Source organism: Bacteroides acidifaciens (genome assembly GCF_024623065.1).
GTDB classification, from domain to species: Bacteria; Bacteroidota; Bacteroidia; order Bacteroidales; family Bacteroidaceae; genus Bacteroides; species Bacteroides acidifaciens.
This window is the reverse complement of the sequence record NZ_JANJZR010000052.1, coordinates 17,912-32,461: the sequence shown is the minus strand read 5'-3', so window position 1 is coordinate 32,461 and position 14,550 is coordinate 17,912. Positions and strand designations below refer to the sequence as shown.

General features: G+C 44.7%; 11 protein-coding genes and 1 pseudogene. 4 read left to right on the top strand and 8 right to left on the bottom strand.

Annotation, left to right across the window (positions count from 1 at the left end):
• Positions 1–88 precede the first annotated feature (88 nt).
• Both NSB03_RS14125 and NSB03_RS14120 read right to left on the bottom strand, forming a co-directional pair.
• Positions 89–256: a hypothetical protein gene (locus NSB03_RS14125; protein WP_159102141.1), complete on the bottom strand. Its 168-nt coding sequence runs from the start codon at positions 254–256 to the stop codon at positions 89–91.
• Between the two features lie 127 nt (positions 257–383).
• Entirely contained in the window at positions 384–2,261 is a 1,878-nt protein-coding gene (locus NSB03_RS14120; RefSeq protein WP_257419746.1) for a DNA polymerase III subunit gamma/tau, read from the bottom strand.
• A 149-nt stretch (positions 2,262–2,410) separates the two neighbouring features.
• Between NSB03_RS14120 and NSB03_RS14115 the strand changes: the two genes are divergently transcribed.
• The gene (locus tag NSB03_RS14115) at positions 2,411–2,707 is read left to right on the top strand and encodes an FtsB family cell division protein (RefSeq protein ID WP_024987739.1); all 297 of its coding nucleotides are present in this window, start codon (positions 2,411–2,413) and stop codon (positions 2,705–2,707) included.
• 3 nt (positions 2,708–2,710) lie between these two features.
• Positions 2,711–3,052 (top strand): hypothetical protein, encoded by a 342-nt coding sequence (locus NSB03_RS14110; protein ID WP_024987740.1) that lies wholly within the window; start codon positions 2,711–2,713, stop codon positions 3,050–3,052.
• 120 nt (positions 3,053–3,172) lie between these two features.
• On the opposite strand, the gene NSB03_RS14105 is transcribed toward NSB03_RS14110, so the two are convergent.
• The gene (locus NSB03_RS14105) at positions 3,173–3,775 is read right to left on the bottom strand and encodes an OmpH/Skp family outer membrane protein (protein ID WP_024987741.1); all 603 of its coding nucleotides are present in this window, start codon (positions 3,773–3,775) and stop codon (positions 3,173–3,175) included.
• 27 nt (positions 3,776–3,802) lie between these two features.
• Positions 3,803–4,036, bottom strand: coding sequence for a hypothetical protein (locus NSB03_RS14100; protein WP_024987742.1), 234 nt, complete (start codon positions 4,034–4,036; stop codon positions 3,803–3,805).
• A gap of 133 nt (positions 4,037–4,169) precedes the next feature.
• Here NSB03_RS14100 and NSB03_RS14095 point away from each other — a divergent pair, with 133 nt between their 5' ends.
• Both NSB03_RS14095 and NSB03_RS14090 read left to right on the top strand, forming a co-directional pair.
• On the top strand, positions 4,170–5,630 hold the full coding sequence (locus NSB03_RS14095; protein WP_024987743.1) for an aminoacyl-histidine dipeptidase: 1,461 nt from the start codon (positions 4,170–4,172) through the stop codon (positions 5,628–5,630).
• Complete coding sequence (locus NSB03_RS14090; RefSeq protein WP_024987744.1) at positions 5,611–6,759, top strand: endonuclease/exonuclease/phosphatase family protein; 1,149 nt, start codon at positions 5,611–5,613, stop codon at positions 6,757–6,759. The genes NSB03_RS14095 and NSB03_RS14090 overlap by 20 nt, the downstream gene beginning before the upstream one ends.
• 76 nt (positions 6,760–6,835) lie before the next feature.
• On the opposite strand, the pseudogene NSB03_RS14085 reads toward NSB03_RS14090, so the two are convergent.
• The 4 genes and pseudogenes from NSB03_RS14085 to NSB03_RS14070 form a co-directional block, all read right to left on the bottom strand.
• Positions 6,836–6,970 (bottom strand): annotated as a pseudogene (locus NSB03_RS14085) (mechanosensitive ion channel family protein); the annotation flags it as partial.
• Positions 6,971–7,089: 119 nt separating this feature from the next.
• Entirely contained in the window at positions 7,090–8,907 is a 1,818-nt protein-coding gene (locus NSB03_RS14080) for an alpha-L-fucosidase (RefSeq protein WP_257466451.1), read from the bottom strand.
• A gap of 147 nt (positions 8,908–9,054) precedes the next feature.
• Positions 9,055–12,099: a glycoside hydrolase family 2 TIM barrel-domain containing protein gene (locus NSB03_RS14075; RefSeq protein WP_121766948.1), complete on the bottom strand. Its 3,045-nt coding sequence runs from the start codon at positions 12,097–12,099 to the stop codon at positions 9,055–9,057.
• A 119-nt stretch (positions 12,100–12,218) separates the two neighbouring features.
• Positions 12,219–14,543 carry a glycoside hydrolase family 20 protein gene (locus NSB03_RS14070; protein WP_135036581.1) on the bottom strand — a complete coding sequence of 775 codons (2,325 nt, stop codon included), beginning with the start codon at positions 14,541–14,543 and terminating at the stop codon, positions 12,219–12,221.
• Between the last annotated feature and the right edge of the window lie 7 nt (positions 14,544–14,550).

The window sequence follows — 14,550 nt, the reverse complement described above, 5'->3', positions numbered from 1 at the left end:
ATCGTAACTAGTCATAAAAGTTTTTTAGGGCAAAGATACTAATTGTTGAGAAGCCCACATGATTTTATCGGTGAGCCTTTTTCTACCTTCAGCCGCTATCGCCTTCCAGCAAGGCGTTTGCGAATAAAGCTGAAACGGCTGAAACCGGATTATAGCATAAAGAATCAGTAAGAGAGTTTTTAGCCGGTTTGAATAGACCGGGGAAGTACTTATCCAACAGAGTGAAATCTACAAGATGATAGATACGTTCCGTCACAGTAGTTTCACGAATCTCGTCCCCTAGTATGAACGGCAGACTGCATTAAAAATAAAAGCCTTACCCGATTTTTGTCGAATGACAGCCAATCGGGCAAAGCTCATTTATATGATTTCTTCACAAAAGACTAATATAATTCAAGTCCGAATTCCTCTTTCAGTTGCATCAAAGCCTGGTTCTTCTGCGCCATCATCTGAAACTTCTCTACACGTCCCACTGGGCGTATCGTCTCTGCTACTTCACTGACCCTCACTTTCATCACTACCTGGCTATTCCTCAACCGGCTACGAAGGTATTCCTGCAATTCAGGAATCAAGGCGGTAAAATCTTTCGCTGCCATTTCATTATCCACTACAACTTCAAAAGTCGTCGAGTTTTTGAATAATGCCGGACGCAGCATCTGCATACGTTTCATTAATGCATCCTGCTCTTTCGGCAACTGTGCTGCATATTCCTGCCAATAATAATTCAAGTCACGGTCGTTGAACATCAAATCCTCTTCCGGTTGCATCTGCACCTTAGGAGCAGCAGTTGCAGCCGTATTCTGAATTTCCTGCCCACGCTGCGGATTCTTGATAGACACGCCCAGACTGGACATTTTCATTACCGGAACTTTCCGCTGTTCTTCCCTTACCATCTGGGGTACTCTTGCTCCTTGTGACGGAGTTGACGAAGCCGCCACATTCGTTGAAGAAGGCGATGCGGGCTGTGTCGCCGCAGGCATCTGCGGTTGACGGGCAACAGTAGTGTAACCAGCACCCTGTGTTGGAGTTGAAGACGGAGACGAATGAACAGGATTCTGCTGGGCAGAGGTTGCAGAAGCGACCTGCGACTGCTGAGCTGCGGCAGGCTGAGTGAATACAGGTTTTATAGTTTTCTTAGGGCTACGCCCACCACTACCGTCATCCTCCCCGGTGGTAAGCTGTGCAACCTGTATCAAAGTCAATTCTACCAGCAAACGCTTGTTCTTGCTGATGCGGTAATTCAAATCACATTCATTACAAAGCTTCATCGCCTGATACAGGAAAGGCAACGGGCATTTCTGAGCCTGCTCCTGATAGCGTTGGCGTATGCTCGCCCCCACTTCCAGCAAAGGCAATGTCACCGCGTCTTTGGCCACCAGCAAGTCACGGAAATGAGAAGACAAGCCGGTTATAAAGTGGCTTCCATCGAAGCCTTTATTCAATATGTCATTAAATAGCAGCAGGGCGTCGCTTACCTTGTTTTCAAGGAAGCAATCCGTCAGACGGAAATAATATTCGTAATCAAGTACATTCAGATTATCAATCACACTCTTGTACGTGATGTTGCCACCCGTAAAACTCACCACTTGGTCGAAAATAGACAATGCGTCACGCATACCACCGTCCGCTTTCATCGCTATCACGTTCAATGCTTCCGGTTCCGCAGTGATTGCCTCTTTCGAAGCTACATACGACAAGTGATTCACTGTATCTTCCACACTAATCCGGTTGAAATCATAAATCTGGCAACGGGAAAGGATGGTCGGAAGAATCTTATGTTTCTCCGTTGTAGCCAAAATAAAGATGGCATGACGGGGCGGTTCTTCCAGCGTTTTCAGAAATGCATTGAAAGCAGATGCGGAAAGCATATGTACCTCATCGATGATATATACTTTATACTTACCGATTTGTGGCGGAATACGCACCTGTTCCACCAACTGGCGGATGTCGTCTACCGAGTTGTTGGATGCGGCATCAAGCTCGTGGATATTGTACGACCGCTGTTCGTTAAATGCCACACAGGATTCGCATTGGTTGCAAGCCTCGCCGTCGGCAGTGGGCGTCATACAGTTTATCGTTTTGGCAAAGATACGTGCGCAAGTAGTCTTCCCCACTCCACGCGGCCCGCAAAACAAATAGGCATGAGCCAGTTTCTGGGTGGCAATCGCATTTTTCAGCGTAGTGGTCAGCGCCCGCTGACCTACCACTGACTCGAACGTGGACGGACGGTACTTACGGGCTGATACAATATAGTTTTCCATATCCGGGATTCTCTCTGTTTTTTTGAGTTCAGTGCAAATGTACATAAAAAAGTGATAAGTAATAAAGGATAAGGATAGAAGTTTTGAAGCCGAAGCGATAAGTTTTTAAGTTATTAGTTTTATCTTTGCGGGGATTAAAAGGAGAAGTCATGGGTAAACTAATCAGTATTTGGAATTTCATATGCAGACGTAAGTATCTCATTACAGTCGTCGCATTTGCCGTTATCATAGGTTTTCTGGACGAGAACAGCTTGGTGCGTCGTCTCGGATATAAACGTGAAATCAGCCTATTGAAAGAAGAGATAGAAAAGTACCGGATGGATTATGAAGAGAACACGAAGCGTCTCAATGAAATAAGCACCAATCCTGACGCTATCGAACAGATTGCCCGCGAAAAGTATCTGATGAAGAAACCCAACGAAGATATTTACGTTTTTGAAGATTAAACAATGAAACAATTAGTACCCGCTTTTTTCGCCGTCGGCGCTATAATGGCTCTTACCGGAGCTACCGTATTTATTACCGGATGGATTTACGCCCCCTATATATATACTATCGGAGCCGGATTCATCGCGTTGGCGCAAGTGAACACGCCCGTCAAAGGAAAAAGCAAAACTTTGAAACGCCTGCGCATTCAGCAGATATTCGGGGCATTGGCACTCATACTGACCGGAGCTTTCATGTTCGCTACACGCGGCAATGAATGGATAGCTTGTCTTACTATTGCCGCTATACTCGAACTTTATACCGCCTTCCGTATTCCACAGGAAGAAGAAAAAGAAAGGGCATAAAAAAGCCCGTTCATAGCTTCACAGTCTTGAACAGGCACCAACACAAACAAAATTTTAGAATTCATGTTCCGTCCTTTTTCACAAAGCACGGAACATATTAATTATCATTATTTATAAATCTTATTTCTTTACTGGAGAATATCTTGCATTCAGTCCATCCACAATTTCTTTTGTGATATTGAATGTACTGTCAGCATAAAGCAGGTTATCGAAACCTGTGTTGCTGAAGATTAAGCTATATCCATGAGTCTTGTTATACTCTTTCAGGAAAGCATTGATAGAATCGCGGAACTGCAAGCTATTCTTGTTATTTTCTTCCATCAGACCATTCTGAAGTTTGTTGCTCAATTCCTGCAGATCTTGTTCCAACTTCACCAAGCGGTTGTATTCCTGTTGAGCTCTGTCTTGTGACAGAAATGCATTATTCTCAACTTTCTTCTGGAACTCTTGTTTTTCCTTATTTAGAGCATTCGCTTTTTGGTTCAATGTCAAACGGACATTTTCGCTCTTCTTTACCATCGCCTCATTCAGATCGATACAGAAGTTATATTGTGCTAATAACGAATCGATTTCAACATACGCAATTTTCATTCCTGACAATTCAGCGTTAGCCTGAGAAGGAGCAGCAGTAATTTGATTGTCAGCTTTGCCAGCACATTGTGAAAATAAAACGATAAACGCAAGAGCAGCCAAACCGTTCATGAGGAAGTTCATTCTATTCATAATTTATAAGTATTGTTTTTTAAAAATTTAATTCATACTATCGTTCAAGGCTTTTTCCAACTCATCAATAGAAAAACGTGGCTTCTTTTGTGCTTCACGATCCTGAGACTGTACACATCCGATTCCTTTTTTACGCAACGCTTTATTTCCGCTCACGTGGCCATTAGGGAACTTACCCCCCTTAGTAAAGAATACTTTCACCCCTAATAATGCTAGGGAAATAGCAACTATTAACAAAGTTATCAGTATAGTCTCAACCATTTCTATTAATTTTGTGAGTGCAAAGATAGGCTTTAATGAGATATGAGTTCAGATAAGTCAATCAAATTAACCATATTTAGCAATAGAAGAAGCGAAAACAGCCCTTCTATTCCTATTATAAAATAAAAACAGCATGGAAAAAAAAGACTTAAAGCCGACTGGCGTATTCAAGTATTTCGAAGAAATCTGCCAAGTACCACGCCCTTCGAAGAAGGAAGAGAAAATGATTGCCTACCTGAAGGCATTCGGAGCAAAACATAATCTGGAAACCAAGGTGGACGAAGCCGGCAACGTATTGATTAAAAAACCCGCTACTCCGGGAAAGGAAAATCTTCAAACCGTCGTATTGCAATCACATATCGACATGGTGTGCGAAAAGAACAATGATGTTCAACATGACTTCCTCACCGACCCCATCGAAACGGAAATTGACGGTGAATGGCTGAAAGCCAAAGGCACCACTCTTGGAGCCGACAACGGTATCGGTGTAGCCACCGAATTGGCCATTCTGGCTGACGACAGCATTGAACATGGTCCGTTGGAATGTTTGTTTACCGTAGACGAAGAAACGGGGCTTACCGGAGCTTTCGCCCTGCAAGAGGGTTTTATGAGCGGTGATATTCTTCTCAACCTTGACTCTGAGGACGAAGGAGAAATCTTTATCGGATGTGCCGGCGGCATTGACTCCGTAGCCGAATTTACATATAAGGATATAGAAGTTCCTGCCGGATATTTTTTCTTCAAGGTGGAAGTGAAAGGGCTGAAAGGCGGTCATTCCGGTGGCGACATTCATTTGGGAAGAGGAAATGCGAACAAGATTTTGAATCGTTTCCTCACCCGCATAGCCAATAAGCACGATTTGTATCTTTGCGAAATCAACGGTGGCAATCTGCGCAATGCCATTCCCCGCGAAGCGTATGCTATCTGTGCTGTGCCCGAAGATGCGAAACATGATGTTCGTACCGAATTGAATATCTTCGCCAGCGAAATAGAAGATGAATTGTCCGTTGTAGAACCGGACTTGAAACTGGTTCTCGAATCGGAAGCTCCCCGCAAGACTGCTATTGACCAAAGCACAACCGACCGTTTGATGAAGGCCTTATATGCCGCCCCTCATGGTGTATATGCCATGAGCCAAGACATCCCGGGACTGGTGGAAACGTCTACAAACCTTGCTTCCGTGAAAATGAAACCTAATAATGTCATCCGTATCGAAACCAGCCAGCGCAGTTCCATCTTGTCTGCCCGCAATGATATAGCGAATACTGTACGTACCGTATTCCTGTTGGCGGGAGCAAACGTTACCTTCGGTGAAGGTTATCCGGGATGGAAGCCGAATCCACATTCGGCCATCCTCGAAGTGGCTGCCGAATCTTATAAACGTTTATTTGGTGTAGACGCCAAAGTGAAAGCTATCCATGCAGGATTGGAATGTGGCTTGTTCCTTGACAAATACCCGGCATTGGATATGATTTCTTTCGGACCGACTCTTACCGGTGTTCACTCTCCCGATGAACGGATGCTTATTCCTACTGTAGATAAGTTCTGGAAACACCTGTTAGATATTCTGGTACATGTTCCTGCCAAGAAATAACAGGCGGACCAGTCAACAAACCAAGGGTCATGGTGACAGCGAAAAACGAGTAGCTGTTACCATACTCTTTTTTGTTATGGGATTATCGGGCATCAGCTTTCTTACCCCTTCTTTTATTACGGCACAAAAGACACATTACAGGCCAGACTTCCCCTTTCAAGAAAAAGTCCCTTTCCGCGTCGTAAGCTGGAACATAGAAAACCTGTTTGACACTCATCACGACAGCCTGAAGAATGACCGTGAATTTCTTCCCGACGCGACACGTCACTGGAATTACAGTAAATACAAAAAGAAATTGGCTGATATTGCACGTACCATCACAGCGATTGGCGAATGGAATCCGCCCGCCCTCATAGGTCTTTGTGAAGTGGAAAATGATACGGTACTGCGTGACCTCACCCGACGTTCGCCTTTAAAAGAACTCGACTACCGTTATGTCATGACGGATTCTCCCGATTTAAGAGGTATTGACGTAGCTCTGCTTTATCAACGGGATTTATTCAAATTATTATCTTCCCGCCCTGTCTCCATTCCTCCTTTCGGCCAACATCGTCCAACAAGGGATTTATTGCACGTCAGCGGTTTATTACTGACAGGAGACACGCTGGATGTATTTGTCTGCCATCTCCCAAGCCGTTCGGGCGGAGTGAGAGAGTCCGAACCTTACCGGCTTCATGCAGCCCAAATTCTACGAACGGAAGCGGATAGTATCTTGCACAAACGGCTTCACCCTCAAGTTATCATCATGGGAGATTTTAATGACTATCCGACCAATAAGTCTATCCGTGAAGTACTGGAAGCGGAAGTTCCATCCTCCACCCTATCTCCATTGAAACTCTATCATCTACTCGCTCGAAAAGCCAAATCCAAAGATTTCGGTTCTTACAAATATCGGGGCGAATGGGAATTGCTCGACCACTTGATTGTATCCGGCACTTTGTTGAACCGCTCCGGCGAGTTCTTCACCAGTGAGGAAAAAGCAAACGTCTGCCTGCTCCCCTTTTTACTAATTGAGGATAAGAAATACGGTGATAAAGAACCTTTCCGCACTTATAAGGGGATGAAGTATCAAGGCGGTGTCAGCGACCATTTGCCTATTTATACAGACTTCGAGCTGATTTTATATTAATATACCAACTATCTGTAACAAATTGTTTTGTGTCACCGTATTAGAACAGTCGTAACATCAGAATGGCACAAATCATTTAATCGGAATACTGATAAACCTTCAAGTCAAACTTGGGAACCATTGCCAGCAAATGGTCAAAGATGTCCGACTGGATACGTTCATATTCTTTCCAAACTTTGTTTCGGGAGAAAAAGTAAACTTGAATACCAACATCAGGATAGCAGCCGAAGCACCTAATCCCGAAAAGACTGGCATCCGATTCACTAGAAATCAGGACTGCCAGTCTTCACTGCTACTCTCTATGCATATCTTTCAGCGATAACAATCCCGTCAGGGAGTAGTTATCACTCCTATTTCATTCATTCCTACTTTCGCGGTTGTTGCGGTAGGCGTAGTAGCCTCCAACTTAATATAACGTGCTTGTACTTTCTGACCGAAAGTAACCGTCTGCGGCAGCGGGTTGTGCATGATATTACTGAACTCACCGTTGGCAGGAACTTCCTTCCAGTTCTTTCCGTCCATGCTCACAAAGAATTTATAACGGAAAGCCATTGTCGGTTTCGCTTCCGCTTTCAAAGGAGCATAAGTAAAGCTGGCTAATGTCACCGATTTGCCCAAGTCAATCGTCAACGGAGAATCAGCGAGTTGTTTCCAGCCAGCACGAGGCAGATTATTCCAATCTTCACCCTGAACCACTTCCTGCAAAGGAGCTGCATAATAAGCGGCTACTTGGTTTATATGAGCTGTCAGACGACATTCGTCAATCTTCACCCGTAGCTGACTGGCTTTCACTGTCGGGAAACGCAGCATACGTTTATATCCGATTGTCGTACCCTTGCCTACTTCTTTCCAACCGTTATCAGTCAAAGCCTCTACAACGAAAGCCTCCACTCTCTGACCTTTCGTGATATCTTCCTGAAGCATCACTAAATTAATTTCCGAGCCCGGTTTCAAAGAATAAACGGCTTCACTACCCGAAGTGGCATTCCAGTAGTTTCTTCCTTTCTTCACCCGGTTGTCGGCAAATATCTGTTGACGGTAAGCTGCAAATTCTTTCAGACGGTTCACGTCCGCTTCATTAATCAAGCCTTTGCGGTCGGGCGGTATATTCAATAGAAGCAAGGAGTTATATCCTACCGACTGGAAATAAATATCCGACAGATGTTTCAAAGACTTCACTTTCGCATCCTCTTCCGCATGATAGAACCATCCCGGACGAATGGACACATCCACTTCCGAAGGATACCAAAACAGTTCGGTAGCTTTCTCCAACATTTTGCGGCTTCCTAAATCTTCCGCTTTGCTAAAGACACCCAGGCGTTTGTTGTTTTCTGCCGAGCGGGCATAAATTCCCGGAGTCAGCACGGTGGCATTCCATTCCGTTTCGCGTCCCAGTCCTTTTTCATTTCCTACCCAACGAACATCGTCTCCCATAATCGCCATTACTGCTTTCGGTTGCAGGCGTTGGATGGTTTGATAGAAAGCGTCCCAGTCATAGACTTGTTTCTTTCCGTTCGGGCCTTCCCCATTCGCTCCGTCGAACCATACTTCGTGCACTTCACCGTAATTGGTAAGCAGTTCCGTCAATTGGTGGATAAAGAATTCATTGTAACGGGGAGAGTCTCCATAACATTCCGCATTGCGGTCCCACGGAGAAAGGTAGATGCCGAACTTCATATCATATTTGTCGCAGGCTTTCCGAAGTTCTTTTACGACATCCCCCTGCCCGTTCTTCCAGAGAGAAGAGGCTACGGAATGTTTGGTGGTAGCTGTTGGCCAAAGGCAGAAACCGTCGTGATGCTTTGCGGTCAGAAGTACCATTTTGAATCCGGCATCTTTGAGGATGCTTACCCATTGCTCGGCATCCAGCTCGGTCGGGTTAAAAATAGCGGGGTTTTCTTTTCCATCTCCCCATTCATGTCCGGTAAAGGTGTTGATACCAAAATGAAGGAAAGCTGTCAATTCCATTTGTTGCCAAGCATATTGTTGAGGGGTGGGCACGAGACGTGCAGCCATATCCACTTTCTGTTCGAGGGTGGCATTTTGAGGAAATTCAACGTGCTTGACGTAATATCCTTCTGACTTTTGTGCCTGAACGCTTAATGTGATGGCAGAGGATAATAATAAGGTGACCAGTAGTTTGTTCATGATATAAAATTTAATTAATGCTGATAGCACAAAGATAATATAAAGGTGTGAATTTAATTACTCTAACAGAATATTTCCAACAATATTCAAAGAAAATGTGAAATCCACACCTCATTTATATAATCTAATAGCCTATCGTTTTTAAACTCATTTTATCGGATAAAGGATGAATTCAAAGCTCTGTTTCTTCAATGGAATCAGATATTGCGGCAACACACCGGGTCCACAAGTGGCCGTCCCCACACCTGCCTGCTCTGCATCCAGGTGTACTGTGTACATTCCGTCACGCTCCAAGTCATTGATATGCCGTGCTTTTTCCAATAATACATCCGAGAAAGGAATCATACTAAACTGGAAAGTACGGTTTGATTCAACAAAGATACCTTCACCGGAGTGATTCGTGAACTTCGCCCAACGTACATCAGTACGGTTGCCCGTAGACTGGGGAGTGACGTAATAGTGGAACATACGTTCGGGAGTTGTCCGGTACAGTCCGATTCTGCCGGATTGGTCACGGTCGGCATAGGTTTCATTGTCGCCACGTCCCAAATAGGAAACTTTGTCGTAAGTGTCAGCTACACGGAAGGTTAATCCCAGGCGAGCTATTGATTTCACAATTGAAGTATCCGGTTCAAAAGTAGTGTTCACTTTCAATGCACCGTTCTTGTTTAGTGCGTAGATAAAGTCAGCCGTACCAACCTTCTGCCCTTTCGCATTGAGAACTTCCACACGGGCAGTTGTCGAATTCTTGCCTTCTTTCAGTGAAACGACTTTTTGAGTTATATTGTCCAATCCTGCTTTACGCCACAGACGTGCGCCATTCTTATCGCGATTGTCATTATCAGTAGCCGGACGGAAAAGGCTCAATGCCACAGGGGTAGAAAGCAATTCTTTGCCATTCAGACTTAAAGAAGTCAAAGCTCCCGTTTCTTTATCAACGGTGAAAGTAGTCTCACCTGCTTTTTGCGGACGATGAGCCGTGGAGTTCTTATTACCGGAAAGAACAAACTGGTCATAGGCCACTTCCCAACCTTTGGCTACCATCGGAGAATCTTCCTTACGTGTCCAGCTAATATTGAGATAAGCCTCCCGATTTTTTTTCGATAACGCCACATTTCCCAATTGTATATCTATTGTAGTATGCGGCTTACAATCCAGTACTTTTGTGCCTTCTGCCAGTATTTCTCCGCTATCAGCCATAATATTCCAATGGAATATATATTCATTCAGATTGGAAAAATCGTACCAGTTCTTGATACGAAGTTTCATATTTTTCCGGTCAAGCAACGTAGTCTTGATGTTCTGATAAACTTTCTTCACTTCAAGCAGATGGGGATGTGGCTCGCGGTCGGTATTCACCAGACCATTACAGCAGAAGTTACCAAAACTCGGTATCCCTTCCGGTCCGTAGTCACCACCGTACGTCCAATACCATTTTCCGTTCTTGTCTATTTCGCGGAATGACTGATCTACCCAGTCCCACACGCTACCACCTTGCGCCATCGGTTCGTTTTCGAAGACGTCCCAATACTCTTTCAGTCCGCCGCAACTGTTGCCCATTGCATGCAGGTATTCACAAAGGATGAAAGGACGGTAAATGCCTTTCTTCGCCACATACGCTTTTATTTCGTCTACACTGCGATACATGCGGCAGTAAATGTCCGTATTGTAATTCAGTTCGGCACGTTCGTACTGCACAGGGCGGGTCTTTTCTACAGATTTCAACCTGTCGTAGGTACGTTCAAAGTTGATACCGTTTCCGGCTTCGTTTCCAAGCGACCAGATGACAATCGCCGGATGATTCTTGGAACGCTCGTACATACGTTGCGTACGATCCATGTGGGCTGTCAGCCAAGTGCTGTCTTTGGCAAGGGAAGCAGGGCCGTAACCCATGCCGTGAGATTCGATGTTTGCTTCGTCAATCATGTACAGTCCGTAACGGTCGCAAAGCTGATACCAATAAGGATGAGTGGGATAATGCGAGTTCCGGACAAGGTTGATGTTATGCTGTTTCATCAGTTTGATGTCCAGTTCCATAAGTTCCTTGCTTACCGTACGTCCGAGTTGCGAGTGCTCATGGCGGTTAGTTCCCTTCACCAGAATCGGAACACCATTGATACAGAAACGACCGTCCTTGATTTCCGAAGTGCGGAAACCAACTTCGCATCCGGTCAGTTCGGAGACTTTGCCCTGAGCGTCTTTCAGTTCAAGTACCAATGTATAAAGATTAGGATGTTCCGCATTCCAGGCTTTTACGTTCGAAATCTTCTTTTCATCAAATGCAATGAAATTGCTCAATCCACGGGATTTAATCTGAACAGCATCCTGCAAGACAGCTTTACCCGAATCGTCTTTCAATGTGTACGCAATGGAACTGGCGGTAGCGGAAGGACCTTCCACGATTACTTCCAGTCCGAAGATACCATCCTTGTATTTTTCCTTATCTAAAGAAGCGTTCAGTTTATAGTCGGCAATGTACTGTTTGGGAGTACTATATAAGTAGACATCCCGTTCGATGCCGCTCAAGCGCCACATATCCTGACATTCCAGATACGCGCCCGCACTCCAACGATACACTTCCAAGGCCACTACATTTTCTCCGTCATTCAGGACATCCGTAATGTCCCATTCGGCATTTGTTTTCGATCCTTGGTTGTATCCGAGCAGTTTCCCGTTCACCCATACATAATAGAAAGAAATCACACCTTCGCAGCACAATACCACACGACGACCTTTCCAGTCGGCAGGCACTTTGAACGTGCGGCGGTATGAGCCGACTTCATTCTTTGCATGAGGAACGAGCGGCGGGTTCTTTTTAAAGTTGAACATTTTGTCGTCAAACTCATACGTTTCGTTGACGTAGATAGCTGTGCCATAACCCTGGCGTTCCCAGTTGCCGGGGACATTGATATCCGCCCAGCCCCCGGTATAATAGGAAGGCTGATAAAAGTCTTTCGGACGATTATCGGGATTCTTCACCCAATGGAATTTCCATTTTCCATTCAGGCTCATATAAAATGGGGATTGCTCGTATCCGCCCGGCTTTTCAATATCAGAAGCATCAGCGTAAGGCCATACGTAGGTATGAGGGGCAAGTTTGTTCAGTCCTACCGCATACTGGCTTTGCCATTCAGGTAGTGGTTTCTTCTGCGCAGAGACAGCGGCAAACGTTATCAGAAATAGGAAAAGCATTCCGGTTCTCACAAACAGAGAAGATCTAAAGGCAGTTTTTATTAGTACTTTCGTATTCATTATTGAGTTTAATTTACAATTATAGTTTATATTATACTCCAGTTATCTCAGAAGTAATTCTATTCCAGTATCACCTCATCAAAATAGACTCTCGCTTCCTGACCGGGACGAACATGATTGTCGGGACATATCCCTGCTCCTTTCGCCGTCACTCGGACATAACGGGCAGATACTCCGCCCATATCTATCGAATAGTCATTTTTGTAAGTGCCTTCCTTATAGATCTCTTCCGGAGAAAAATTCAGTTCCCCTATGGTGCGATATACCCTGTTATCATCAGAAACTTCTACACGGATCATCTTCGGTTTGTGCGCTCCCATTCCATAATTGGTAATGCAACCAATGGCAAATTTATTCAATTTCTCCTTGCCCAGCAAATCTATCGTGAAAGATATAGAATCATTCCGGTTCCAGTTACACCATTCAAAATCAGTATATTTCAGGCTACCCCTCAATCCGTTGACTAGCAACTTCTCATTTTGCTTATTGCCGAGCAAAGGTTTTGCCATAGCTTTGTTACATGTAAGTTGCAGTTCTAAGGTTTCTCCCATTTGCTTGCCGTTCATAAAGGTAGCGGCTTTTACCATCTGCGTTTGCGTCACACAGATAGGACCGTCGTAACGATGCGAGGACATAGCCGGATCACTGCCATTCAGTGTATAGCGAATTTCCACATCCGGACGGAAACATTCCAAATTCACTTCCAAATGTCCGTCTATCGGTGTCACTGTCTGCTGTATGTTATACATTGAACGGGCATAGATAATTCCTTTTTCTGCAATATGCGCGTTGTATGCGTCCATCCGTTTCAAGAATCCGGACCAGTCTTTCGTACCTGCGGGTGTCCATGCCACTTCCGCTAAAGCAGCCAAACGGGGAAACAAAAGATAATCCACATCTTCCGGCTTATTACAGAACTCTGTCCACATACAAGCCTGTATGCCCATCAACAACGATTCATATTCAGGTTTCCAATCCTTTTGTACAGGTTCGTAATCAAAGACATCTTTCAGAGTGTTGTTACCGAAATACGTCACCGGTTCAAACCATTGCGGCCCCTGATAACGGATCAAGTACATGATACGCGCCGGAGTCATGATAAAACGATGTCCTTTTTCGGCAGCCTTCAAGGCAGCCGTTCCCATTCCCTGCCAACCGAGGATAATAGACTCTTCGGGAAGAAAAGAACTGTTTGTCAATTCATCCCAACCAATCACTTCACGACCTTTCTTACGCAGATAATCACTGAGTCGTTTCATGAAGTATCCCTGCAAATCCTCTTCATTTGCCAAACGCTGCTTTTTCATCCGTTTTTGGCAAAGCGGGCATTTCTCCCAATTCGTCTTTCGGGCTTCATCTCCACCTACGTGAATATAGCGGGAAGGAAAAAGTGTCAGAATTTCGTCGAAAATATCTTGCAGAAAGGTAAATACGCTATCGTTTCCTGCACAATAGATAATCTCGGAATTTTTTCCTCCCAGTCCGGGAAGTACACCGATAAAGTCTTTCACAACCGGACAGGCAAACTGGGGATAAGCAGCTAAGGCAGCGTTACTATGTGCCGGTACATCTATTTCCGGAATCACTTCAATCTGCCTATCAGCGGCATAAGCCACAATTTCCCGAATCTCTTCCTGCGTGTAGAAGCCGCCTATCGGAGTGGGTTCTCCCCGTTCCGGATTACGGCGTGAATGGAAAGGTACATCCGTACGGTCTACTCTCCACGCTCCCACTTCCGTCAAACGAGGATATTTCTTTATTTCAATCCGCCAACCGTTATCGTCCGTCAAATGAAAATGCAGTTTGTTTATTTTCAGCATCGCCATACAGTCAATGATGCGCAGTACGTTCTCTTTGGGGATAAAACAGCGTACAGGATCAAGCAATAATCCCCGGAAGCCAAAACGAGGTTCATCCTGAATAGTCACTGCAGGAATGCTCCAAATAATATTCCGCACCGGTTGTTCCGATTCTATGGCGGCAGGGAGAAGTTGGCGGATAGATTGCAGGGCATAGAAAAAGCCTTTGGTATCCGAAGCTTTAACACGTATCTGTTCCGGAGTAATCTCCAGCAAATATGCTTCACTTTTTAAAGAAGAATCCGTTGTGAAACAAACTTGTCCTTTTCCTTCTCTAATATTCAATGCGGGAGTTATGCCGGCGGCACGGGTGAACAAATCGATAAAATTACAGACAATCGCAGCCTGTTCCTCGTTTTCTACTACAAATAACGTTTTAGCCGAAAAAATAAAGTTACCACTGCCCGGTACAATCTGTACCGGACGTGGAACTATCGAATTCAAAGGGGATGTTAAGTTATCAGCCTGCACAAACACCGTCAATGGCGAGAACAGTATGAGAATGATTAAGATATATTTTTTCATGATATGT

Coding starts and splice junctions, on each gene's coding strand:
- NSB03_RS14120 (WP_257419746.1), bottom strand. CDS start 2,261: ATGGAAAACTATATTGTATCAGCCCGTAAGTACCGTCCGTCCACGTTC.
- NSB03_RS14115 (WP_024987739.1), top strand. CDS start 2,411: ATGGGTAAACTAATCAGTATTTGGAATTTCATATGCAGACGTAAGTAT.
- NSB03_RS14110 (WP_024987740.1), top strand. CDS start 2,711: ATGAAACAATTAGTACCCGCTTTTTTCGCCGTCGGCGCTATAATGGCT.
- NSB03_RS14105 (WP_024987741.1), bottom strand. CDS start 3,775: ATGAATAGAATGAACTTCCTCATGAACGGTTTGGCTGCTCTTGCGTTT.
- NSB03_RS14100 (WP_024987742.1), bottom strand. CDS start 4,036: ATGGTTGAGACTATACTGATAACTTTGTTAATAGTTGCTATTTCCCTA.
- NSB03_RS14095 (WP_024987743.1), top strand. CDS start 4,170: ATGGAAAAAAAAGACTTAAAGCCGACTGGCGTATTCAAGTATTTCGAA.
- NSB03_RS14090 (WP_024987744.1), top strand. CDS start 5,611: ATGTTCCTGCCAAGAAATAACAGGCGGACCAGTCAACAAACCAAGGGT.
- NSB03_RS14080 (WP_257466451.1), bottom strand. CDS start 8,907: ATGAACAAACTACTGGTCACCTTATTATTATCCTCTGCCATCACATTA.
- NSB03_RS14075 (WP_121766948.1), bottom strand. CDS start 12,099: ATGCTTTTCCTATTTCTGATAACGTTTGCCGCTGTCTCTGCGCAGAAG.
- NSB03_RS14070 (WP_135036581.1), bottom strand. CDS start 14,543: ATGAAAAAATATATCTTAATCATTCTCATACTGTTCTCGCCATTGACG.